General features: G+C 50.8%; 23 protein-coding genes. 1 reads left to right on the top strand and 22 read right to left on the bottom strand.

Translation table 11 applies throughout. From position 1 onward, the window contains the following. Positions 1–220 precede the first annotated feature (220 nt). Entirely contained in the window at positions 221–739 is a 519-nt protein-coding gene (locus HW443_RS03010; RefSeq protein WP_176235179.1) for an HNH endonuclease, read from the top strand. A 44-nt stretch (positions 740–783) separates the two neighbouring features. Here HW443_RS03010 and purH read toward each other — a convergent pair whose 3' ends face one another. The 22 genes from purH to HW443_RS02900 form a co-directional block, all read right to left on the bottom strand. After that, positions 784–2,331, bottom strand: coding sequence for a bifunctional phosphoribosylaminoimidazolecarboxamide formyltransferase/IMP cyclohydrolase (purH, locus tag HW443_RS03005; protein WP_176235178.1), 1,548 nt, complete (start codon positions 2,329–2,331; stop codon positions 784–786). A gap of 161 nt (positions 2,332–2,492) precedes the next feature. Next, positions 2,493–3,518, bottom strand: coding sequence for a phosphoribosylformylglycinamidine cyclo-ligase (gene purM, locus HW443_RS03000; protein ID WP_176237891.1), 1,026 nt, complete (start codon positions 3,516–3,518; stop codon positions 2,493–2,495). Positions 3,519–3,687: 169 nt separating this feature from the next. After that, entirely contained in the window at positions 3,688–5,187 is a 1,500-nt protein-coding gene (gene purF / locus HW443_RS02995) for an amidophosphoribosyltransferase (protein ID WP_176235176.1), read from the bottom strand. Then, on the bottom strand, positions 5,151–7,361 hold the full coding sequence (gene purL, locus HW443_RS02990) for a phosphoribosylformylglycinamidine synthase subunit PurL (protein ID WP_258190444.1): 2,211 nt from the start codon (positions 7,359–7,361) through the stop codon (positions 5,151–5,153). Before purL ends, purF begins: the two co-directional genes overlap by 37 nt. Beyond that, the gene (gene purQ / locus HW443_RS02985; protein ID WP_176237889.1) at positions 7,345–8,115 is read right to left on the bottom strand and encodes a phosphoribosylformylglycinamidine synthase subunit PurQ; all 771 of its coding nucleotides are present in this window, start codon (positions 8,113–8,115) and stop codon (positions 7,345–7,347) included. Before purQ ends, purL begins: the two co-directional genes overlap by 17 nt. Then, a complete protein-coding gene (purS, locus tag HW443_RS02980) occupies positions 8,108–8,350 on the bottom strand; it encodes a phosphoribosylformylglycinamidine synthase subunit PurS (protein ID WP_176235174.1) in 243 nt (80 codons plus the stop codon). The genes purQ and purS overlap by 8 nt, the downstream gene beginning before the upstream one ends. A gap of 126 nt (positions 8,351–8,476) precedes the next feature. Continuing rightward, complete coding sequence (gene purB / locus HW443_RS02975) at positions 8,477–9,778, bottom strand: adenylosuccinate lyase (protein ID WP_176235173.1); 1,302 nt, start codon at positions 9,776–9,778, stop codon at positions 8,477–8,479. Between the two features lie 71 nt (positions 9,779–9,849). Then, complete coding sequence (purD, locus tag HW443_RS02970; protein WP_246273339.1) at positions 9,850–11,148, bottom strand: phosphoribosylamine--glycine ligase; 1,299 nt, start codon at positions 11,146–11,148, stop codon at positions 9,850–9,852. A gap of 196 nt (positions 11,149–11,344) precedes the next feature. Further along, positions 11,345–12,655 (bottom strand): adenylosuccinate synthase, encoded by a 1,311-nt coding sequence (locus tag HW443_RS02965; RefSeq protein ID WP_176235172.1) that lies wholly within the window; start codon positions 12,653–12,655, stop codon positions 11,345–11,347. Positions 12,656–12,800: 145 nt separating this feature from the next. Then, complete coding sequence (locus HW443_RS02960; RefSeq protein ID WP_176231765.1) at positions 12,801–14,177, bottom strand: NAD(P)/FAD-dependent oxidoreductase; 1,377 nt, start codon at positions 14,175–14,177, stop codon at positions 12,801–12,803. Positions 14,178–14,439: 262 nt separating this feature from the next. Further along, complete coding sequence (dnaB, locus tag HW443_RS02955) at positions 14,440–15,801, bottom strand: replicative DNA helicase (RefSeq protein ID WP_176235171.1); 1,362 nt, start codon at positions 15,799–15,801, stop codon at positions 14,440–14,442. After that, on the bottom strand, positions 15,801–16,286 hold the full coding sequence (gene rplI / locus HW443_RS02950) for a 50S ribosomal protein L9 (protein WP_176235170.1): 486 nt from the start codon (positions 16,284–16,286) through the stop codon (positions 15,801–15,803). The genes dnaB and rplI overlap by 1 nt, the downstream gene beginning before the upstream one ends. A gap of 23 nt (positions 16,287–16,309) precedes the next feature. Continuing rightward, entirely contained in the window at positions 16,310–16,525 is a 216-nt protein-coding gene (gene rpsR, locus HW443_RS02945; RefSeq protein WP_176227365.1) for a 30S ribosomal protein S18, read from the bottom strand. Between the two features lie 79 nt (positions 16,526–16,604). Beyond that, entirely contained in the window at positions 16,605–17,039 is a 435-nt protein-coding gene (locus HW443_RS02940) for a single-stranded DNA-binding protein (protein WP_176229164.1), read from the bottom strand. After that, positions 17,040–17,357 (bottom strand): 30S ribosomal protein S6, encoded by a 318-nt coding sequence (rpsF, locus tag HW443_RS02935; RefSeq protein WP_176235169.1) that lies wholly within the window; start codon positions 17,355–17,357, stop codon positions 17,040–17,042. A 487-nt stretch (positions 17,358–17,844) separates the two neighbouring features. Further along, positions 17,845–18,342 (bottom strand): pilus assembly protein TadG-related protein, encoded by a 498-nt coding sequence (locus HW443_RS02930; RefSeq protein WP_176235168.1) that lies wholly within the window; start codon positions 18,340–18,342, stop codon positions 17,845–17,847. After that, positions 18,339–18,764 carry a TadE/TadG family type IV pilus assembly protein gene (locus tag HW443_RS02925; RefSeq protein WP_176226984.1) on the bottom strand — a complete coding sequence of 142 codons (426 nt, stop codon included), beginning with the start codon at positions 18,762–18,764 and terminating at the stop codon, positions 18,339–18,341. The genes HW443_RS02930 and HW443_RS02925 overlap by 4 nt, the downstream gene beginning before the upstream one ends. A 309-nt stretch (positions 18,765–19,073) precedes the next feature. Further along, positions 19,074–19,277, bottom strand: coding sequence for a DUF4244 domain-containing protein (locus tag HW443_RS02920; RefSeq protein WP_176226983.1), 204 nt, complete (start codon positions 19,275–19,277; stop codon positions 19,074–19,076). A gap of 74 nt (positions 19,278–19,351) precedes the next feature. Next, the gene (locus HW443_RS02915; RefSeq protein ID WP_176229161.1) at positions 19,352–20,122 is read right to left on the bottom strand and encodes a type II secretion system F family protein; all 771 of its coding nucleotides are present in this window, start codon (positions 20,120–20,122) and stop codon (positions 19,352–19,354) included. A gap of 3 nt (positions 20,123–20,125) precedes the next feature. Further along, positions 20,126–21,058: a type II secretion system F family protein gene (locus HW443_RS02910; RefSeq protein WP_176231901.1), complete on the bottom strand. Its 933-nt coding sequence runs from the start codon at positions 21,056–21,058 to the stop codon at positions 20,126–20,128. Continuing rightward, the gene (locus HW443_RS02905) at positions 21,051–22,301 is read right to left on the bottom strand and encodes a CpaF family protein (RefSeq protein WP_176226944.1); all 1,251 of its coding nucleotides are present in this window, start codon (positions 22,299–22,301) and stop codon (positions 21,051–21,053) included. Before HW443_RS02905 ends, HW443_RS02910 begins: the two co-directional genes overlap by 8 nt. A gap of 289 nt (positions 22,302–22,590) precedes the next feature. Continuing rightward, positions 22,591–23,553 (bottom strand): AAA family ATPase, encoded by a 963-nt coding sequence (locus HW443_RS02900; RefSeq protein WP_176237888.1) that lies wholly within the window; start codon positions 23,551–23,553, stop codon positions 22,591–22,593. Positions 23,554–23,671 lie beyond the last annotated feature (118 nt).

The following is a 23,671-nucleotide window of genomic DNA, read 5'->3' as shown; positions in this document are numbered from 1 at the left end:
AAAACGGGAGGCGGCTAACTAGTCTATTCTAATTGAATAATTAGACTGCAATTTTGCTGCACAATGCCCCAAAAGGGGATGTTTTACAGCAACCATCATTTGGAAACAGTCTAAGGCAACCTATGCCGGAACTCAATATGGAGAACTCTTGTCACCCTCCCCAAAATGTGCTAAATTTTACCAAACTAATTTCCCTGATTCTCCAGATGGGAGTTCTCTAATGAGCCAGGTTCTGGTGCTTAACGCCAGTTACGAGCCGCTGAATGTGACTTCTGTCAAAAGAGCTGTGGTCCTGGTACTGAAGGATAAGGCGGAGCCGATCGAAGTTCTGGTTCAGCGCAAATTCAGGTCAGAGCGCAGGTCTATTCCCTATCCCCTGGTTATCAGACTGGTAAAGTACGTAAGGGTGCCTCGGAACGTAAGGCTCCGTATCTCCAAAAAGGCGGTTCTGGCTCGAGATAGCTACAGATGCCAGTACTGCGGAAGGGAAAATGATTATCTCACTGTAGACCACGTTGTTCCTCGTTCTCGAGGAGGGGAAAGTGACTGGGAGAATGTAGCTGCCGCCTGTCCCGCCTGCAATACCAGAAAGGGAAACCACCTTCTCCATGAAGTAAGCATGTCCCTAATCAGAAAGCCCATGGCGCCTTCCTATATAGTTCTGATCCTCCTGGAAGCCCGCACTGTTCACGAGTCCTGGCATCCCTACCTTTCCTATGAGATAAGGCCCGTCTCCTAAAGACCTCAACGGCTTGAACTCCTTAAGGAAGGGAAGAAGTGGCATTAGTGCCGGAAGTGCCTTCTGCCGGAAAAAATCATGGCTATTCCATGTTCATCAGCGGCAGCGATGACTTCCTTATCCCTCACAGACCCTCCTGGCTGGATAATGGCCCGTATTCCATGTTGAGCCACCCAGTCTACAGAATCTCGGAAGGGAAAGAAGGCATCTGAGGCCAGGACCGAGCCCTTACTTCGATCCCCAGCCTTCATTACAGCTATTTTGGTAGCATCAACTCGACTCATCTGACCAGCGCCAATACCCACTGTCTTTAGGCCTTCCACCAAAACGATGGCGTTAGATCGAACATGTTTGGCCACTCGCAGAGCAAAGAGCAAATCTTCTATCTCCCTGGCGCTGGGCTTAGCTTTGGTCACTACTTCCATATTCTCAAAAGCTTCCATCCCTACGTCGGCATCTTGAACCAAAAGCCCACCATCTACAAACTTAAGCTCTCTCGGCCTCGGGCCTCTCTCCCTCTTGCTGCCCATCTCTAGCGCTCGGATTTGTTCCTTTTTCCGCAGTTCCCGAAGAGCTTCACTCCTATAGCCGGGAGCAATAATTGCCTCAATGAAGGTCTTGTTTATCATCTTGGCCACCTTCAGATCTACAAGGGTGTTACAGGCAACCACGCCTCCAAAAGCGGCTAAGGGATCGCAAGCATAAGCTTTCTGATAAGCATCGGCCACAGTGGTAGCCTCTGCCACTCCACAGGGATTGTTGTGTTTGACGATGACCACCGTAGGAAGGCTGAACTCTTGAGCCAGCTTCCAGGCAGCGTCCAGGTCCAGGATGTTATTAAAGGAAAGGGGCTTTCCGTGAAGTTTTTCCGCCCTGACCAGCGTTCCCTCCGCAGCATCAGGGTCTCGGTAGCAGGAGGCTTTCTGATGAGGATTTTCCCCATATCTCAGATCCAGAAGCTTGTCATAGGATAAGAAGATCTGGTCCGAAAAACCATCCTCATCCGCAGAAAGGTAAGTGTAGATTTTCTGATCGTATCTTGCGGTGTAGGCAAAGGCCTCCTGAGCCAACTGCCTCCTGGTCTCCTCAGAAATGGCCCCCTCATTGGCTTTCATCTCCTGGATGAAGGGTGGGTATCTATCTGGATCCACCAACACAGCCACGCAGAGAAAATTTTTAGCCGCCGCCCTTATCATGGTGGGGCCTCCAATGTCGATGTTCTCTATGGCCTCCTCCAGAGTGACCCCCTCCCGGGCCACGGTTTGGGCGAAAGGATAGAGATTGACCACCACCAGATCGATAGGGGCAATGCCTTCTCTCTTCAGATCTTCGGTGTGCCTGGGGTTTCTCCTGTCGGCCAGGATCCCGGCATGGATTTTGGGATGAAGGGTCTTAACCCGCCCCTCCATCATTTCGGGAAAGCCAGTTACCTCACTGACCTGTCTGACTTCAATATCGGCCTCTCTTAGCGCCCGATAGGTACCACCCGTGGAAATAATCTCCACATGGAACCTGGTTAGCTCCCTGGCCAGCTCAGTTAGACCCCTTTTATCGGAAACACTGATCAAAGCCTTTTTGATTTTGACTAACAATCCGTTACCTCCTTAAGCTCAAACTAGTAATAAATCTATCAAGAAATCCCTGGGCTTACATTCCCCTGGCACAAGTTCGCTCTTAAACTTAATCCTGCAGGGTAGGCTGTACCCCGGATGCGGTAGGACCTAAGTCTTGTATCTGGGCTTTGTATCTCTTCTTATCCCTCCACTACCCTTACCCTCCCCTGACCCGAGAGTATACGCCCTACCAGAAAAGGCTTTTCCCCTACCTCTTTCAACACTTCCAGAGAGCGGTCAACATCATCTGAATCGAGGAGAATGACCAGACCCAGCCCCATGTTGAATACCCGAAACATTTCCTCTTCCTCTACCCCTTCCCTTTGACTTATCCACTGGAAGATATCGGGCGCAGGCCAGGAGCCTTTGTATATCTCAGCATCTACATCTGGGGGTAAGATACGGCTCAGGTTGTCCGGAATGCCTCCTCCGGTAATGTGGGCTATCCCTTTGATCCTGACTTCTTTTTTTAGCCTGCTTACAGCCCGGACATAAATTCTGGTAGGCTTGAGTAGGATTTCCAGCAAGTTCCGGTCCCTCTTATTTCTTTCTGCCTCGCGGCTCCTCTCCGGAAAGAAGATCTTCCTGACCAGAGAGTAGCCATTACTGTGCAAACCTGAGGAGGCCAGGGCAATAATGGAGTCACCTTCTTCTATACCTGAGGGACCATCGATAATTTCTTCCGCTTCCACAATGCCCACAGCAAAACCAGCCAGATCGTACTCCTCCGGACCATAGAGACCGGGCATCTCCGCCGTCTCCCCTCCCAGGAGAGCGCAGCCCGCCTGGCGGCAGCCTTCGGCGATGCCTTCCACGATCTTCTCTATAGTCTGTAGATTTATCTTCCCGACGGAGATGTAATCCAAAAAAAAGATGGGCTCGGCTCCAGTAACGATGATATCATTAACTCCCATCGCTACCAGATCGATGCCCACCCCATCATGTTGGCCAGCCATCTGAGCCACCAGAAGTTTGGTACCTACTCCGTCGGTGCTGGAGACCAGGACTGGCTTCCGATATTGACTGCAGTCAATGTTGAAAAGACCGGCAAACCCGCCAATGGCTGACCTGCACTCCCTTCGTCTGGTAGAATCAGCGTGTCTGGCGATTAACTGGACGATCTTTTTGCCTGCCTCCAGATCCACTCCGGCTGGTTTATAAGTGATTGCCATAAAGAGTATCTGTCCCCCCTCCACTGTGGACAGTAACCCGGATCTTGCCCTGGAATTAGATCCCATCTGGAATTAGATCCCAGGCTGTTGTTTATACGAAAGGTTTGTCCCCTTTTCTGCCTCTTGGTTCCTGACGGCATAACCGCTGAGATAGTCCGGTATTCTATCCGCCAGTTTTCCCCCAATCTCTCTCTAGTAGATATTTATCCAGCTCATCCCGATCCGGAATCTCAATAGGATAGTCTTCATCCAGACAGGCCAGACAAAAATGTTCCCGGCTCAGCCCGGTGGATCTTATCAGCCCCTCATAGCTGAGGTAGCTCAGAGTGTCCACCCCCAGAAACTTCCTTATATCCTCCACCGAACGATTGTTAGCAATGAACTCCTCCCGTTCTGCCATATCAATCCCGAAGAAGCAGGGGTAGCGGATAGGTGGGGAGCTGACTCGCATATGAACCTCCCTGGCTCCTGCCTCATGAAGAAGCTGGATAATGCTCTGGCTGGTGTTGCCTCTGACTATGGAATCGTCAACCACAACTACTCTTTTATCTTTCAGAGAGTCTCTCAGGGGATTAAGTTTTAAAGCGATGCCGATCTTCCGGGCGGCATGGCTGGGCTGAATGAAGGTGCGGCCGATATACTTGTTCTTGATCAGACCCAGCCCAAAAGGAATACCGGAAGCCTGAGCATAGCCAATGGCGGCTGGAAAGCCGGATTCTGGAATGGGCACCACCAGATCCCCTTCTGCTGGAGACTCCTCGGCCAGAATTGTGCCCATCCTGTGTCGAATACTGTAAAGACTCCGGTCATAGATGATGCTATCCGGACGAGCAAAGTAGATAAACTCGAAGATACACAGAGCTTTTCTCTGAACGGAGAGGAGCATCTGAGAGCGAACCCCGTCCTTGTCGATCACTATCATCTCGCCTGGTTCGATCTCCCGCACCAGGCGCCCTCCTACTACATCTATGGCGCAACTCTCTGAAGCGAGAACGTAGCCGTTCTCAACCTCACCCAGGCATAAAGGGCGAAAGCCGTTGGCATCCCGTATACCGATCAACTTATCCTCGGTAAGAATAAGCAAGGAGTAAGCTCCAGCCAGGCGGGCTATGGCGTGGTTCAGAGAACTTTCCATAGTCTGATCTGAATATGTAGCTATCAGACAGGCTATTACCTCCGTATCACTGGAGGTGACAAAAGGTATGTGATCCCTGGACAACTCTTCTTTTAATTGTCTGGCATTTACCAGATTGCCATTATGGGCGATGGCGAAAGAGCCTTGAGCGAATTTCTTCAGGACGGGCTGAGCATTCTGCCACAGACTGGAGCCAGTGGTGGAGTATCGGACGTGGCCGATGGCCAGGTCACCTTGAAGAGAGAGAAGGATATTCTCATTGAAGACCTGAGAGACCAGTCCCATGTCCTTGACCACCATGATCTCACTACTATTGGACACGGCTATGCCCGCACTCTCCTGTCCTCGATGCTGGAGAGCGTAAAGCCCAAAGTAGGTCAGCTCAGCTGCCCTTCTGTCAGGAGCGTATACCCCGAACAGACCACAGGACTCCCGGGGCTTGTCCCGGCAAGTAGAAAAGGCCTGCTCAGCAACAACGAGATCCGGCCCACTCAGATGCGCATGATGGATTCCAGAGTGTCTTCCCATACTTTTTTCATCTCCGTAACAGTTAGATGGATAACCTTACCCATGGTCAGCCTGTCTCCTCCTACCATACCTATGACCTTCACTGGAACTTTATGTCTTCGACCTATTTCTTCCAGGTGGAGGAGATCCTCCTCCTTAAGAGACACCACGATCCTGGATTGGCTCTCGGAAAAAAGAGCTACAGTTTGCTTATGTTCTTCCTGGATATTAACCGTGGCTCCCAGTCCTCCCAGGATGCAGGACTCGGCCACGGCCACGGCCAGGCCACCTTCCGAGCAATCGTGGGCAGAACGTAGGAGACCGGCGCGGATAGCTTCCAGACAACACAAATGCACTCTCTTCTCCAGATCCAGATCCAGAGCGGGGGGCTGTCCAGCAATGAGGTCATGAAATAACTTCAGGTACTCACTGCCTCCCATATCCTGGTGAGTCTCTCCCAAAAGAACGACCAGATCTCCTTCATCTTTGAACTCCGGGGTGGTGCACCATCTCATGTCCTCGATCAGACCAGCCATGCCCACGGTGGGAGTAGGATAGATGGGCTCCCCGAAATTCTCGTTGTAGAAACTTACATTTCCGCTTACCACAGGAATTCCCAATACTCGACAGGCCTGGCTCATCCCCCGCATGCACTCCACAAACTGCCAGTATATCTCCGGCTTTTCCGGATTTCCAAAATTGAGACAGTCGGTCATAGCCACAGGTTGGGCTCCCCGGCAGACCAGATTTCTGGCCGCCTCGGCCACAGCGATTTGGCCTCCTGCAAAGGGGTCGAGATAGCAGTACCTTCCGTTGCCGTCGATCTTAAAGGCCAGGGCTTTATGGGTGCCCTTTATACGCACCACACCGGCATCCGCACCAGGCAGGCCAATGGTATTGGTCTCTACCAGTTGATCGTACTGGCGATAGACCCATTGTCGGCTGCATAGGTTGGGCGAGGCCAGAAGCTCAAGCATATGTTGAGACAGATCCTTCTCACTCTCAAGAGAAGGAAGAGGATAGTGGTGCAGATTATCCAGATAAGCAGGCCTCCTGACTTCCAGATTTCGCAAAGGGACTTCTTGGGACAGGGCCCGGGCGGGTATCTCAGCCAGAGTCTGGCTCTCGTTTACAACTCTAAGAATTCCGTCCTCAGTCACCTGGCCGATAACCGCCGCCCGGATTCCCCATCTGTCGCAAACCTTTGTGATTTCCTCCACCTTATCCGGTTCGGCAACAGCCAGCATCCTTTCCTGCGATTCCGAGATCATGATTTCAAAGGGCTGCATCCCTTCTCCCCGAAGAGGTACTCGGGATATATCTATCTCCAGCCCGACCCCTCCTTTGGCCGCCATCTCCGAGGAGGAGCTGGTGAGTCCCGCCGCCCCCAGGTCCTGCAGGCTGACCAGAAGTCCCCTCTCCACAAGTTCCAGACAGGCTTCCATGACCAACTTCTCGGTAAAAGGATCCCCCACCTGGACGGAAGGCCTCCTCTCTTCGGAGCTTTCATCCAGCTCATCAGAAGCAAAGGTAGCCCCATGGATACCATCCCTGCCTGTGGCTGAGCCGATCAAGATCAATTTGTTGCCGATCCCCCTCGCCCCTGACTTTATAATAGTATCGGTCTTTACCAGACCCACACACATGGCGTTTACCAGGGGATTTGCTTCGTAGCAGTCCTCAAAATAAACTTCTCCCCCGATAGTGGGAATGCCCACGCAGTTGGAGTAGCCACCTATTCCGGCTACCACCCCTTCCAGAAGATAGCGCACCTTGGGGCGGTCCAAAGGCCCAAATCTAAGGGAGTTCAGGTTGGCAATGGGTCTCGCTCCCATAGCGAAGATGTCTCTGATTATGCCCCCTACTCCGGTAGCCGCACCCTGGTAGGGTTCCACCGCCGAAGGATGATTGTGGCTCTCTATCTTCATGGCTATGGCCAGACCATTCCCGATACTGAATATTCCCGCATTCTCACCTGGCCCCTGAATTACTCTTTTCCCTTCAGTTGGAAAGTCCCTCAGGGCCTTTTGGGAGCTCTTGTAGCTGCAGTGCTCCGACCACCTGACCGAGAACATGCTCAGCTCCAGATAATTAGGTTGGCGGCCCAGAATAGAGACTATTCTCTCATATTCATAATCGGTTAGGCCCAGGTCCTGATAGATCTTAGGGGGAAGATTTTCAGGCATCAAGATCATCCTCCCGGCCTTCCTCATACCGGAACTCCTCGCCTCCCCCATAGCGGAACTCCCCATCTTCCATATACTGAAGCATAGATTTGAAGATTAGCAGGCCGTCTTGGGAACCGAGGATCGGCTCGCTGGAGTTCTCAGGATGGGGCATCAGTCCAAACACATTTTTCCTTTCATTACAGATGCCAGCAATATTGTCCAAGGCCCCATTGGGATTAGCTTCCCTGGTGACTACACCTTCTTTGGTAGAATACCTGAGGACGATCTGTCCTCTGCGTTTCATCTCCTTCAGGGTCTCCTCTTCCACATAGTAGTTGCCCTCATTATGTTTAACAGGCAGCTGGAGCACCTGGCCCGGTTGGGCAGCCCCGGTAAACGGGATCTGGTTATTATCCACTCTGACATAGATAAATTGACAGACAAACTTTAATCCCTGATTTCTGAGCATTGCTCCGGGCAGAAGACCACACTCCAGAAGAATTTGAAAGCCGTTGCAGATACCCAGAACCAGACCTCCCTGCTCAGCAAAATCCTGGACAAATTCCATAACTGGAGAAAACCGGGCGATAGCCCCGCAGCGGAGATAGTCTCCATAGGAAAACCCACCCGGAAGGATGAGACAATCAAAGCCTTTGGGCTTTTCCTCCTGGTGCCAAATGTAGTCTACCTTAACCTGTAGAAGATCCTTCAATACATAGTAACAGTCCCGATCGCAGTTGGATCCAGGAAAGACGATAACGCCGAACCTGACCTTAGACATCAGAAACCTCATAGTGGTAATCTTCAATCACCGGATTGGCCAGGAGCCTGCTGCACATTTCCTTTATGGAGCTCTCCGAAAAATTGTTGTCCTGGATAGTAAGCTGGATATACTTCCCTATCTTCACTTCTTCCACCTCATGGTAGCCCAGGGACTGAAGCGCTCTCTGAGTGGCCTGCCCGGCAGGATCAAGAATGCCCTTTTTGGGGGTTACGTAGACTAAAACTCTCTTCAACTATCTCTCCCTTCTATCAAATCAGGGGATAATATGAACTACCCCGCCCTTGCGGGTCGGGGCTTCCTGGTTCAACAAGAGAACTTCCCAGCGGGAAAATTAAACCAGCCCAGCTCATGCTGTTAGCTAACTTGTCAGCTCATCTATCCGGTCAATAACCCCAGGAATGTGCCTGGTGTAGTAACTGTCTTCAAAACAACTTTTTATCTCCTCTGCCGAAGCCAGGGCCGCAACATCCGGATCCTTCAGGAGAAGGTCCAAAAAGTCTTCTTCCCCTTGCCAGCAGGCCATGGCCTGCCTCTGGATAATTTCATAGGCTTTCTGTCTGCTCATACCCTTCTCAATAAGAAAGAGGAGGACTCTTTGGGAATAAATCAGACCTCTGCTCCTGGCCAGATTTTCCCGCATGTTCTGAGGGTATACGACCAGATCCTGAAGGATGAATTTAAGTTTGTCTAACATGTAATCCAGCAGAATGGTAGCATCTGGGATAATTATCCGCTCTGCTGAGGAGTGGGAGATATCCCTCTCGTGCCACAGAGAAACATTTTCCATAGCCACCAGAGAATAGGATCTGACCATTCTGGCCAGGCCGCACAGTCGTTCGCAAAGAATGGGATTTCTCTTATGGGGCATGGCCGAAGAACCTTTTTGCCCCTCCACAAAAGGTTCTTCTACCTCCCTGACCTCTGTCCTCTGCAAAGATCTAATCTCAGTGGCCATTTTTTCTATAGATGAGGCAGTCAGGCCCAGAGCGGCCATATAGTCAGCGTGAAGATCCCGCTGGACTATTTGGGTGCAAATGTCGGCCCTTTTCAGACCCAGCTTCTCACATACATACCTCTCTACGAAGGGACCCACGCTGGCATAAGTCCCCACTGCTCCAGATAACTTGCCCACACTGATTTTATCCTTCACTCTCTCCAAATTCTGCCGGTGGCGATCCATCTCGAAAGCCCATCCAGCCAGTTTGAAACCAAAAGTGATGGGCTCGGCATGAACTCCGTGAGTGCGCCCCACCATAAGGGTATCCTGATACAATCTGGCCTTCTCCTTGAGGAGCCTGATCACCTCTTTGACATCAGTTATGAGGATCTCTACTGCCTCTCTCATCAAAAGACAGAGGGAGGTATCTCCTATGTCCGAGGAGGTCAGGCCATAATGGATATACCGGGCCGATTCTCCCACTTCTTCGGCCACATTGGCCAGGAAGGCCACCACATCATGACCGGTGGTTTTCTCAAGTTCCTTGATCCTCTCCACCCTGAAGCTGGCCCTTTCTTTTATATCCTGAAGCGCTTCTCTGGGTATCTTGCCCAGCTCGCACCAGGCCTCACAGGCCAGGATCTCTATCTCCAGCCATTTTCTAAACTTGTTCTCCTCTGACCAGATTCTCTCCATCTCTGGTCTGGCGTACCTGGAAATCAAGGCTCTCTCTCCTCATCTTCCACCGGCTTCTTGGTGTCTTCTAACGTCTCAGCCAGCTCTCCTCGAGTCCTTTAGCCACAAACCCTGGCCGCAATATCTCGCCTGAACTGCATTCCTTCGAACGTAATCTTATCCACTGCCAGGTAGGCTTTTCTCCTGGCCTCTTGAAAATCTTTCCCCAAAGCACTGACTGCCAGTACTCGCCCGCCGTCGGTGACCAGCTCACCATTGGATCTCTCCGTAGCAGCATGAAAGAGATAGACGCTCTCCATCTTTTTGGCCTCCTCCAGACCATAAATAGATACCCCTTTGGTAGAACTCTCGGGATATCCCCTGGAAGCCAGAACTACGCTCACACAACTTTCAGGAGACCACTGGAGCTCCACCCCTTCCAGATCTTCTTCCACTGTTCTGATCATGATCTCTAGTAGGTCACTCTTCAGCCTGGGAAGTATGGCCTGAGTTTCCGGATCGCCAAACCTGACATTGAACTCCAGGACTTTAGGTCCCTCGTCGGTGAGAATCAGACCCCCGTAGATTACTCCTTTATATTTTATGCCTTCTTCTCCCAAAGCCGTAATGGTCGGCTGAAGGATCTTTTCCACAATCTCCTGATATATGTGCGGAGAGACAAAGGGGACAGGACAGTAGCTTCCCATCCCGCCAGTGTTGGGCCCTCGATCCCCATCGAAAATCCTCTTATAATCCTGAGCAGGTTCCATGGGAACCACTCTCTCCCCATCACTAAAAGCCAGGAGGGACACCTCCTGACCCTCCAGGAACTCTTCGATAAGGATTTGCTGACCGGACTGGCCGAAAGCTCTCTTTACCAGGCACAGATCTACCGCCTCCCGGGCTGCTTCCCGGTCCAGGGCCACGGTAACCCCTTTGCCGGCCGCCAGGCCATCGGCTTTGATAACCACAGGGGGACTGCTCTCCCCGATATATCTTATGGCCTGGCCTCGGTCCTGAAAAGTTCTGCTTTTGCCGGTGGGAATTCCGTATTTGACCATCAGTTCTTTGGCGAAGATCTTACTTCCCTCCAGTCTGGCCACCACGCTGGTAGGGCCAAATACGGTCACCCTCTCCTGACTGAAGCAGTCCACCAGGCCGTTGACCAGAGGTAGCTCCGGACCCACTACGGTTAGATCGGCCTTGATCTTTTTGGCAAATTTGAGTAACCCATCGTTATCCATAATATCTAACTTTTGACAGGTGGCAATCTCTGCCATACCCGCATTGCCAGGCACACAGAACAGATCGTCCACCTGAGGACTCTCGCTGAGCTTCCAAGCAAGAGCATGCTCTCTGCCGCCGCTGCCAATTACCAGAATTCTCAAAGCTCGATCTCCTTTCTCAAAAATGGCCATCCTCCTCCTGACGCCGCATCCCTAAAAGCAGGCCCACCACTTCCCACCTTAACTGTATACTGGCCAGACGCGCCAGGGCTTCAAGAGATTATTACAGGCAGCCAATGACATTCAGGGACCACATAACCCTCGGAAACCTCCGGGCCTAAAGCCCGGTGGAGGTTCAGGACAAACATGTATTTGTAGGCAATCTGGCTCATGCGTAAAGGCCAGAGATATGGCTCTTAAACCTTCCTTCCACCATGATGGTTTGATTGCGGTTAGGGCCAACGGAGATAATATCCACAGGCACCTCAGCCAGTTCCTCTATTCTGGCTACATAGGCTTTAGCTTCAGGGGGCAGCTCGGCATAATTTCGGACATGGGAGATATCCTTTCGCCAGCCAGGGAGAGTTTCGTAGAGTGGTCGCCCCTTGTGGATAATAGTCTGATGAGGAGGAAACTGCCGATAGATCTTATTCTCATGTTCATAGCCGACGCAGATCTTAAGCTGATCAAACTGGGAAAGGACGTCCAGCTTGGTCAGGGCAAGACTGGTAAAGCCGTTCAGCACCGCCGCATATTGGACAATGAGGGAGTCATACCATCCGCACCGCCTTTCCCTTCCCGTAGTAGTTCCGTACTCTCTACCCACCTCACGCATGATCTTGCCCGTCTCATCAGTCAACTCCGTAGGGAAGGGGCCCTCTCCTACCCTTGTGGTATAGGCTTTGACAATACCGATAACCTCATCTATTCGGGAGGGGCTGATGCCAGCACCCACGCAGACTCCCCCGCTCACAGGAGAAGAGGAAGTGACGAAGGGATAGGTACCGTGATCGAGATCCAACATGGTTCCCTGGGCCCCCTCAAAGATCACCTTTCTATTTCTGTCTAGCAGATCATTGATCAGGACCGTGGTATCCACGATATATTCCTTCAGTCGTTGAGCATAGCCCTGGTACTTATCCATAATCTCCTGACTATCCAGGGGTGGTTGATCATAAATCCTGGTCAGAATCTCGTTTTTGAACTTGAGGGTTTGTTCCAGCTTCAGTTTAAAAATCTTCCAATCCAGCATATCCTGGACCCGAAGGCCTACTCTGGAGGCCTTATCGGCATAAGCTGGCCCTATGCCCTTATGAGTGGTCCCAATCCTGGCCTTTCCCAGGTGATATTCAGCCATGGAGTCCAGAATGAGATGGTAGGGCATGATCAGATGGGCATTGCCACCGAGCCTGATGGTGGAGACATCTATACCCCTTTTCGACAAATCATCCATCTCCTTGAGTAAGACCTCCAGATTGACCACTACCCCGTTGGCTATAATGCAGAGGATATGGGGATAGAGGATGCCCGAGGGTATGAGATGGAGTTTATATTCCTCGCCCTTTACCACCACGGTGTGCCCGGCATTATTGCCACCCTGGTAACGTACTACAGCATCCACCCGGTGGGCTAAAAGATCGGTGACTTTCCCTTTTCCTTCATCGCCCCACTGAGCTCCAACTACCACTATACCCGGCATCTATTTCTCCCTTATCTGGATTGTACTGCCAGTCGTTACGTCACCAGGCTAATTTGGACTACTATCATCCATATCCAGCATCTGACCTATCGCGGTAAGTAGCCCAAAGGATCACGAACTAAGCCACTGGCTCCGCTGTTCCTTATCATTCTTCATGGTTCAAAATACTCCTGGCCGCCACCACCCCCGAGATGGATGCCTGGACCAGACTTCTGGTTATGCCCGCTCCGTCACCGATGGCATAAAGTCCATTGATCCCGGTTCTGAGAGAGGAATCCAACTTTAATCTGGCCGAATAAAACTTGGTCTCCACCCCGTAAAGAAGGGTGTCCCGGGAGGCCAGGCCAGGAGCGATTTTATCCATGGCCTCTATCATCTCCAATATATTAGACAGGTGGCGATAAGGCAGAACGAAGCTCAGATCGCCAGGGGTAGCCCTCCGCAGGGTGGGACGCACCACGCTTTTAGCCAAACGTCCCTCCGTGGACCGGTGCCCTTTCCTAAGATCACCAAGACGCTGGACAATTATGCCACCCCCCAGCAGATTAGCTAACCTGGCTATATACTTCCCATAAGCCACCGGTTCCTGGAAGGGCTCGGTAAAGCCTGTGCTCACCAGAAGCGCGAAGTTGGTATTCTCGGTCTTCTCATCAGCGTAGCTATGGCCGTTGACGGTGGTGACCTCTCCGTATCGCTCTGTACAGACCACCCCGTAGGGATTCATGCAAAAAGTCCGCACCTTATCCTCAAACCACCTGGAGTAATAGACCAGTTTTACCTCATAAAAGTCCCGGGTAAGATGTGCCAGAATAGAGGCCGGAACTTCCAGCCGAACCCCGATATCCACCTCGTTGTTACTTATGCTCAGACCCAATCTTCTGGACTCACTGATCAGCCAGTCCGCTCCCTCTCGGCCAGGAGCAATAATCAGGTTGGGGCATAGATATCTATCCCCATCCGAAGTAGCCACTCCCTGCACCCTGGAGTCGGCCGTAAGGATAGAAGTCACATTGGTTCTGGTCCTGATGGTAACTCTCTCCTTAAGGTAAGCATACAGGTTCTCCAGAATCTCATAGCATCTTTCCGTACCCAGATGTCTGACCCTAAGAGGGACGAGGACCATTCCGGCCCGGGTAGCCTTCCTCTTTAGATCCACGATTTTATGGGGAGCTCCTCCGTGAATCTCTCCCTGACCACCAAACTTCAGATAGATCTCATCCACGTAGGAAATCAATCCTTCCAATTGCTCGTAGCCTATGTAGTCACCCAGCCATCCCCCTACCTGGGGAGACAGGGTAAGTTTTCCGTCGCTAAAGGCACCGGCTCCACCCCAACCATTGGTTATGGAGCAGCAGGTGCACTCGTCGCAAGATACCGTTCGACCTGGACAATGCCTCTTTTTTATATCCGGTCCTTTTTCTAGAAGGAGAACTCTTTTATCTTCCCTTCTGGCCAGCTCCAGGGCAGCAAAGACGCCCGCCGGGCCAGCTCCCACAATTATCACATCATATTTCTCAAGCATGGCACATCACGTATGTTCCCCCAAACAGGAACAGGGCTAATTGCTTCCACCGTTCTCCGAAACTTACACAAATCTACACAGGGGTAAATTGATGTTCGGTTCCTGCTTCGGCGAGAGGAGCCTGGATACCAGGTCTTACACTCTCTCCACCGGCGTGACTTCCCGGGGAACTCCCGGTAACTTTCATACTGCCAATTATGCACAAAATGCAGAGAAATTGCCAGAAATAAGTAGATATTAACGTTTCAGAAGTAAACCCCATCTATTCAATCTGGGCCAGGTTGGTAAACTTGGTGTACTGCTCCAGGAAAGCCATCTTGACCATACCCGTAGGACCATTCCTGTGCTTACCGATAATAACTTCAGCAATACCTCTATCCTCTGTATCCTCGTTGTAGACCTCGTCCCGGTAGATAAAAACTACCAAATCAGCATCCTGTTCTATAGCGCCTGACTCCCGAAGATCAGCTAGCATAGGCCTTTTATTGCTCCTTTGCTCCACAGCGCGGGAGAGCTGGGAGACAGCAATAACTGGAATATTCAGTTCTCTGCCCAATATCTTGAGAGACCTGGAAATATCGGATATCTCCTGTTGTCTGTTCTCGTAGTTTAGTCCTGCCTGCATCAACTGAAGATAATCCACTATAATCAGGCTCAGTTCTTGCCGGGCCATGAGCCTTCTGATCTTAGCTCGCAGCTCCAGCAGCGTAATGGAGGCTGTGTCATCAATGAATATCTGAGCTTCCGCCAACCGGCCCACAGCCCTGGAAAGCTTGGGCCAGTCCTCATCCCTTAAGGTCCCCGAACGAAGGCGGGAGGCATCGATGCGGGCTTCGGAGCACATCAGCCTCTGGGTCAACTGTTGCTTAGACATCTCCAGAGAAAAGATGGCCACAGCTTTCTTCTCCACCAGAGCAACATGCTGGGCGATGCCCAGAGTAAAAGAGGTTTTCCCTATGGCCGGCCTGGCAGCTACTACGATCAGGTCGGAGGGCTGGAGTCCGGCAGTCTTCTTATCGAACTCAATATAACCGGTAGGAAGGCCGGTCAGATAACTTTTACTGTCGTAAAGCTTTTCGATCTGTTCGAAAGTCTCTGCCAGCAGCTCCTTGAGAGAGGATAGTTTGGACTTATGGCGCTGCTTGGAAACATCGAATATAAGCTGTTCCGCCTTATCAATAGTGGACTCAATGTCAGAGGGAACCTCATAGCCCATGGTAGCGATCCGGGTGGCTGCGTTAATCAACCTCCGGAGAAGAGCATTGTTGTTGACGATAGTGGCGTAGTATTTGGCATTAGCAGCAATAGGCACGTTGCTAACCAGGCTGTGAATAAATACCTTACCCCCCACTTTTTCCAGAAACCCCATCTTCTTCAGTTCTTCTGCCACAGTCACTGGATCAACTGGCTCTCCCTGAGAGTAGAGATTAGTGATGGCTCTGTAGACTTCCCGGTTGAAATCTCGATAAAAATCATCTATATCTACGATCTCACTGGCGGTTAGGACCGCGTCCCTGGAGATCATCATGGCTCCCAAAAGGGACTCTTCAGCTTCTATATTATGGGGAGGAACACGATCCAGACGAGATGTGTCTAAAGTTAAATTAGCAACTCGGTCTACCATTATTGCTCTTTTTTCTCCTCAGCCTTCTCCTTCTTGGCCTCTTCGCCCCTGACTCTGACTTTCACAGTAGCACTGACATTAGCGTAGAAGTTGATCTCAACGTCGTGTTCGCCTGTTTGTTTGATGGGACTTTCCAGTCTGATATGTTTCTTGTCCACCATTATATTCACCTTGCGCGCAATTTCCTCAGCGATATCCTTGGCCGTAATGGAGCCAAAAAGCTTACCCTCCTCCCCGGCTCTGGCCTCCATCTCCAGAACTAAATCTGCCACAGCCCGGGCCTGTTCCAAAGCATCCTCTCTTCTTTTGGCTTCTCCCTTCAGTCTGATTCGCTTCAGAACTTCAGCCTGTTTCAGATTTCCCCTGGTAGCCGACAGAGCCAGCTTTTTGGGGATAAGGAAGTTGAGAGCGTAGCCGTCCTTTACTTCCAGCACATCCCCCATCATGCCCAGAGATTCTACATCCTCTTTCAAAATGACTTTCATTCTCCCTCCCTGACTTTAGAACTCTAATGGCTGGTATAGGGAATCAAAGCCAGCTCTCTGGCCCTCTTAATGGTAGTGGCCAACTCGGACTGGTGCTGAGCACAGGTCCCGGTGACCCTCCTGGGCCGGATCTTCCCCTTGTCGGAAATATATTTGCGCAACAGGTTAAGATCCTTGTAATCGATGTAATCTATTTTTTCCTTACAGAAATAACAGAACCTGCGTTGCTGCTTACGCAAAAGTGTGTCGCTCTTTGGTTGCCTTTTTCGCAAATTTCGCAAAACAAGTACCTCCTCGATTTCTATTTCTCACACCATACTAAAAGGGAATATCCTCATCGGCCAGATTCACATTCTCGCCCACGGGTCCGATCTTTCCACCAAGAGCCTCACCCTTAACGTTCTTGGTTATTTTCGCCGTGGCAAATTCCAGGCTGGGCCCAATGGCATCAGCGACAATATCTACCTTGCTCCTTTTTGTGCCATCGCTGTTCTCCCACGACCTCCAGTTCAGCCTTCCCGATACGATAACCCTATCCCCTTTAGAGAGAGACTCGGCACAGTTCTCAGCCAGGCTGCTCCAGGTCGTGACATCAAAAAAGTTGGTTTCTTCAACCCACTCTCCCGAAGAGTTCTGCCAGCTTCTGTTAACCGCGATTCCAAAGCTGGCCACAGGATTGCCCGCTGGAGTGAAACGCAGTTCAGGATCTCGAGTTAAGTTACCTACTATGGTAAGATTGTTGACCCTTGCCATTTATTCTCCTCTCATCAATGATTTTTTCAGAAGATCATCTCTCTTGACTATCCTGTATCTCGTAACTTCGTCGGTGATCTTCATGACCCGATCGAGCTCCTTGACCAGATCACCCTCACCAGTGAAGTAGAGGATGGCATAGATGCCAGATTCCTGATGCTTGATGGGATAGGCCAGTTTCCTTCTGCCCCATCGCTCCTCGTCGATCACCTTTCCGCCGAGCTTTTGGATGAGGCCCTTGAAGTTAGTGATGACACCTTCTGTCCCCTCATGGTCAAGGGAGGACTTCAGGATCATCATGGTCTCGTAGTAACGCACGTCTCACCTCCTTTGGATTAAGCAGTTCCGACGTCTTTGGCGGAACAGGAGTTAAGGAAACCCAAAACATGCTTATTATAGTATAGATGCTCCCCCAGGCAAATAGGCAATCAAGCAAATGTAAGCATCTCTTTTTCCGTGATGAGCTTACGTTCTTTTGATTTCGCCAATAAATGCCATTAAAATTTTAAGGAGTCTTAGAGCTTAGGAAGATGAAAATGCCCTTGTCAGACCAAGTTTATACCTCTAAGTCCTCCTAACTGCTATTGAAGAAACAGCTAACAGTCTAGTTAAAAATCACGGAATTGGAGATGCTTCCCAAGCAAATTTAGAAAGTTCAGGATATTGGATGACCATAGTTTCTTCAAGATAGTGGACAATTGACGGTATTGGCCCACGATGTCTTGTAGTGCTATAGGCTTGCCCCGGTATCATCCAGATGAGCAAGCTAGAGTTAATATGATTAGCGTACTATATGTTTCATTAGTCACTCCTCTCTTATCTCCGCAGCCGAGGTCACTTCCAGCGTAGATGGTAAGGATAGAAGTTTACCCCAGAAGACATAGTTAACCTCTTTCTCCACTGAAACCACCACCTTTTGCCCATCGCTGGAATAGCCGATCAGGCGGGCTCCGTTCCTTCTGGCATATTCCTGGGCCACTCCCCGGCCATCGCGCAGAAAAAAAATCTCCTGAGCTGCTGCCAGACTGGCTGCATCAGCGGCCGCTTTCAGTTCCTCCTTGGTGGCCAGAAGAACACCCAGATCTGCCAGGAGCAGGATAGAAAAAATGGCCAGGGTGAATAGAAAAAGCATGGCTACGGAGATGTTCCCCTCTTCTGTGCCCCTCTGTCCAGCTTTTTCCGCGGATGCAGAAGTTTTCTCGATCCTACCTTGTTTTTCCTGCAGAGTTCCCTCTACCACACCGGTATATTGATCCAATGTTTTCCCGTCCCTATATAGCCTCTCCTGCACCACCTTCCTCACTCCTTCTCCATCCTCATGCTAGTGGAGGATCTGATGGTAAAGAAGGTGGGCAAAATCCTGTCCAGCCCGGGAAAGATAGTGGATACCCGGTACCGAACGCTCACCGTCAAAGAGTCCCCGATCCCTCTGCTGTGACTGCTGGCAGGCGATATGGTTATCTTCAGCTTAGACTGGTCCAACAAAGCGGCAGAGTTTCTGACTTTTTCGATGATGGCCCCGTTGTCATTGGTAACCACCCCTTCTCGGACTCCGTCCCTGGCTGCTTGAACCAGAATGAGGTGGGAGAAGAGGAGGATCCCCAACTGAGCCAGCACCAATGCCACCAGCAGAACTAGAGGCAATACCAGAGCGAACTCCAGGCTGGATTGTCCCTTCTGCCCTTTTGACCTGCACGGGTTAGATGAAATGATGGTTCCTTTCATAGCCCTACAACGTCATTTACCTGAATACCTACAATATGTTGTGGTTCAATTAGAGAAATTGCCCTACATATTGAACCAAGATTCTTAAGTATCGCTGTAGGGATAGATCTCCCTTGCCGGGATCTCCCTTGAAAATAACATAATTTTCATGCGACGTGGTGCGCCGCGGTGCATGGGCGATTCCTTTCGCACTTGGATCTCGGTGCCCGGTCGAGAGCCAGCTTTCATAGAACTTGATAAGACTTCACAGAACTTTTGCAGAACTTCCCTGTATACAGTGCTCTACTCGAGTAGAGATTTGGTGGCCTCTTAGCCGATCGCCCCCAGGACCCTGGAGAACATCTTGCTAACAGCTTCTCTCATGGCCGGAGAACCCACACTCAGAAGAATACCGGCAAGGGCCACCACAAAGATAATGACCAGCGCATACTCCACTGTCGCCTGGCCCCCCTCCGTCCAGATCCGGAGGAGGATCCTTCTACTCCACCCTCTCATCTTAGTCCATCCTCTCATTTCCTCACCCCCCTTCCTTTTCAGGCTGTTGGCGCCAAATTTTTCACTGTTTACCTGCTCTACGCTCTCAAAATTTACATTTTCAAAATCGGGAGTACGAAAATGCCCACCGTGAGCAGGATAAAGGACGGTAGGATCAAGAACACTAAGGGGAAAAGCAGTAAAACCGGTGCCTGCCGAGCTTTCTTTTCCACGCTGCTGCGCTGAAGGTCCCGCACATCCCTGGATTTGGAGGCCAGGACGTCCTCAAGCGGAGTACCCAATTTCTCGGCCCTGAACAGGAAGGAGAAAAAGTCCACCAGGGAATGGCTGGCAGTCCTCTCCCGCATCTCTTTTAGCACTTCGTCCTTTCCCATTCCCAACTCCAGTTGCCCCAAAGAGACTGTAATCTCTTCTCCCAGAACTCCACCGATCTCGGCAAGGACGGTGCTCATGGCCTGGTGAATGTTAAGCCCCGCCAGACAGCAGGTAGCTAGAAGGTCCACCGCGTAAGGTAATTGGCTATCTATGGCTTTTCTTCTCTCCCGTCCCCTGGACTCCAGCCGCCAGTCCGGAAACCGAAAGCCCAGGAAAAGAACACAGAGAAAAAAGACGGTCTTAAAAGCAAGAGAGCCAGGCAGAATCAGAAACAGAAAAGCCAATACCAAAGCCACTAGAAGGGAAAATGTCGCTTTCAGGCCCAGCCAGGACTGCGGGTCAACTTTTCCTCCCAGGCCGGACCGATACAAAAGAAGCTGCATCTTTCTGAAGTCAATCTGCAGACCTACTCTCCTCAGGAGCCGAACTATGAAGCCACCCAGGGGATGGGCCAGGGAGTAAAATCTCCTCCACCATGATCCTTCCATCTTTCATCCCACCTCTATCCTCATTATTTTCCTGATGGTAAGAAAACCGGCCAAATCCAGGAGCAGTCCCAGAGAGACCAGAATCATCCCCAGGGGAGTGTTGAGAGCAGCCCGAAAGCCAGGCCCTGAGGCCAGAAAAAGAATGATCAGGTACCCAAAGGGCAACAGAGACACTACAAGACCAGAAAGCCGAGCCTGGGCGGTTAAAATATCGATCTCTCTTTTCAGTTGGTTCCTTCTCCTCACGCTCTCCGAGACCTCCCGGAGCAACCTGACCGTATTGGCCCCCGTCTTTCGCTGAACCTTTAGTATTAAATAAATGAGAGAAAACTCCTTGTTCCTCAGCCGACTATCTATCCCCCTGAGCACATCCAGAGGCGAAAGTCCCAAAAGTAGATCTTCCGATGATCTCTTCAGCTCCTCGCCCAAAAGGCCCCGCACCTCCTGACCGGCCAGAGTAAGAACCTGGCTTATGGACAGGCCGGCTCTGAACCCCATCTCCAGAACTTCCAGAAAGTTCCGGATTTCCTCCCTCAACATCTCTTGCCTTTTCATTTCCAGAGTCTCGGATATTATGCTCTTGAGGATAAAGCAGACAAAGGTAAAGCAAAGGGCCACAAAAACATTTCTCCAGATGGCAAGAAGACCTACAAAAACGGCTGCCCAGAGAAGCAGGGATTCCCCCCTTTTGCTCGTACCCTTTCCGGCTTCCCTTCTGTTCAGCCTATGAACCAGGGCTGGCCACAAATCTGTTATCTTTTCCATCCCGCCAAAGGGCAGGGGTAAGAATTCATGGATCAAAGCGAATTTCCCATGCCCTGTAAGAGCGCCCAGGCGTCCTATCCTACGGGATTGGAATATCAAATCCTGGCCAATTTTGATCACAACCACCGAGAGGGAGACTAAAAGAAAGGCTAGTAACACAAAGTTAGTCATTTCGGAAAACCTCCTCGGGCAGCTCGATCCCGGCCAGGTGCAGTTGCTCAAGAGAGGTGGGCAACAACCCCGTGGCTTGAAAAGAGCCCAACACCCTCTTGTCCTGGTCGAGGCCTTCAAACTGGTAATAGAAAATGTCCCGGAGCCGTATGGCCGTTTTGCGAGAGCGCTGTACCTCGACAATATTGGTTATTTTTCTGGTACCGTCCGAAAAACGGGCCAGATGGACGATAAAATCCAGAGCCGAGGCAATCTGCTCTCTGATCACCCTGACCGGAAGTTCAATATCGGACATTAGAACCATAGTCTCCAGGCGAGAGATGAGGTCTCCAGGGGAGTTAGCATGGGCAGTGGTTAGAGATCCATCGTGGCCGGTATTCATGGCCTGGAGCATGTCCACAGCTTCTCCACCCCGGACCTCACCCACTATAATCCGGTCCGGCCTCATTCGTAAGGCGTTTCTGACCAGATCTCTTATAAGGATCTCCCCTTTGCCCTCAATATTGGGAGGCCGACTTTCCAGAGAGATAACATGAGGTTGGTTGAGATTCAGCTCTGCCGAATCCTCAATGGTTATCAGCCGCTCATCCGGAGGAATGAAGGCGGAAAGGCTGTTAAGCAAGGTGGTTTTCCCGCTCCCTGCTCCCCCACAGATTACTATATTCTTTCGAAAAAGGATCAAAGCTCGCAGCAGAGCAGCCATCTCCGAACTAAGGCTCCCTCTCTCCACCAGCTCTTCAACGGAGATGGGTCTGGCCGCAAACTTTCGGATAGTCAGGACCGGACCCCTAAGAGATATGGGGGCAATGACCGCATTAATCCGCGATCCGTCGGGAAGGCGGCCATCTACTTTGGGGCTACTCTCGTCAATCCTGAGCCCCAGGGGCGCTACGATCCTTTCTATGGTCTTCAGGAGGTGTTCCTCATCGGCAAACTGGATTTCAGTGCGAAATAGCTTCCCCTCACGTTCTATATAGACCTCAAAGGGGCCATTGACCATTATTTCGGTCACACTCTCATCTTTAAGAAGAAAATCAATAGGCCCCAGACCCACTATCTCATCACATATCTGGCTGGATATTTTCTCCAAAAGATGGCGAGGGAGTATCATCTTTTCTTCTGAAACTATCCGACTTATGAGATCCCGGACCTTCTTTCTCTTTTCATCAGGACTTAAGACCTTGAACTGCTCGGTGTTGATTCTGTCGATGACGGAATCGTGGAGAAAGACTTCCAGATTCATTGCTGTTAATCCTTTACCTATTTAGATTTATACATAAAAGTACATAAGCACATTATATTATAGAAACATCTTCTTGTAAAGACCTTTCGGAAAAAATTTTTTTAGGGTTCGGATACTTCAGGCTTTTTCAAACCGCCCTGGACAAAGTGGAGGAGGATTCCTGAACAGGGTAGGAAGATAACAGACAATCCGTATTCATGGCATCATTGTCCACTAACCATGAGAATATTATGGCGGCTCTTAAGCTCATGGAGGCCGCCGCCTGAGCAAAGGATCCTCTACTTTCTCCTTATTTCCCAAAGAGAAAATTGGACGCTAACCTCCAGGCACTCATGAGTTCCTTCCCAATAGATCTCCCCGTCTCCCCACCTTTAAAGTCTCCCACCAAAAAGAGATCGCTACATATCTCATAAATCGAAGCTACCACAGAGAGATCTCTTCTTTCCAAGAGAAGCGTACCCGTCTGCTCAAAGAGAAGTCCGAGAGCTGCATCCTCGGGTATCTTTCTGTAAATTGACCTCCCAATCGCTTTCTCAACCAGAGGGGTCGGGAGAGCCTGCACGGAATCAAATTTATTGAGGATCACCCGGAGATCTGCCTCCGGAACCAATTTGGCCAAAAGAGCCAGCAGCCTCTGCAGTCCCCTGATGGCAAAAGGTCTCGGCTCTGTTATAACCAGAACAAGGTCTGAAGCAGATAGGGCCACCCGGGTGGATGGCATTCCCAGGTTGGCAGATAGGATCAGGAGGAGCACGCGGAAGGAGTCTCGCAGGCAATTTAAAAGGGACTGAAAAAAATGCAAATTCAGGCTATCCAGGAGTTGTTCCGGAGAGGGAGAAAAGAGAAGGTTGAGGTCACCAACCTTATGGATCACTCTGCCTATCATATCTTTATCCAACTCGTCCACCACGTCGATGAGCTCGCCATAACCTCTGGCTCGCAAAGCCTCCTGCCCTCCGAAAATCATCCGCAGATCGCCTTCTTCCACATCAAAATCGGCCATCAGGACAGATTGATCTTTTAGCTCCCTGGAAACCAGGTGGGCCAGATAAGAAGAGAAAAGAGAAACGCCACAGCCTCCTCTAGAGCCTATCACCGAGATGACTTTTGGCTTGGGGAGAAAAGGCTCACCGTGGAGGTTCTGGCTATTGCTGTGAAGGAGATTTTGCAACCTCTCCGCCCGGTGAAGAGCCATTACCAATTTCTGGGAGACTGACCTCCTGCTCACAGGAGGTAGAAGGAGATCATCCACTTCGGATGGAGAGATCTCTCGTAGTACATCCTCCCCATCCCCATCCCCATCCCCATCCCCATCCCCATAGGTACAGCTCTTCTAGAAGCAGACGTCCTCCGCCCCGGGGATAGGGTGG

The organism is Candidatus Hakubella thermalkaliphila, assembly GCF_013281975.1.
Lineage (GTDB): Bacteria > Actinomycetota > Humimicrobiia > Hakubellales > Hakubellaceae > Hakubella > Hakubella thermalkaliphila.
Note: the sequence above shows the minus strand (reverse complement) of the source record. Positions and strands in the feature narration are given on the sequence as shown.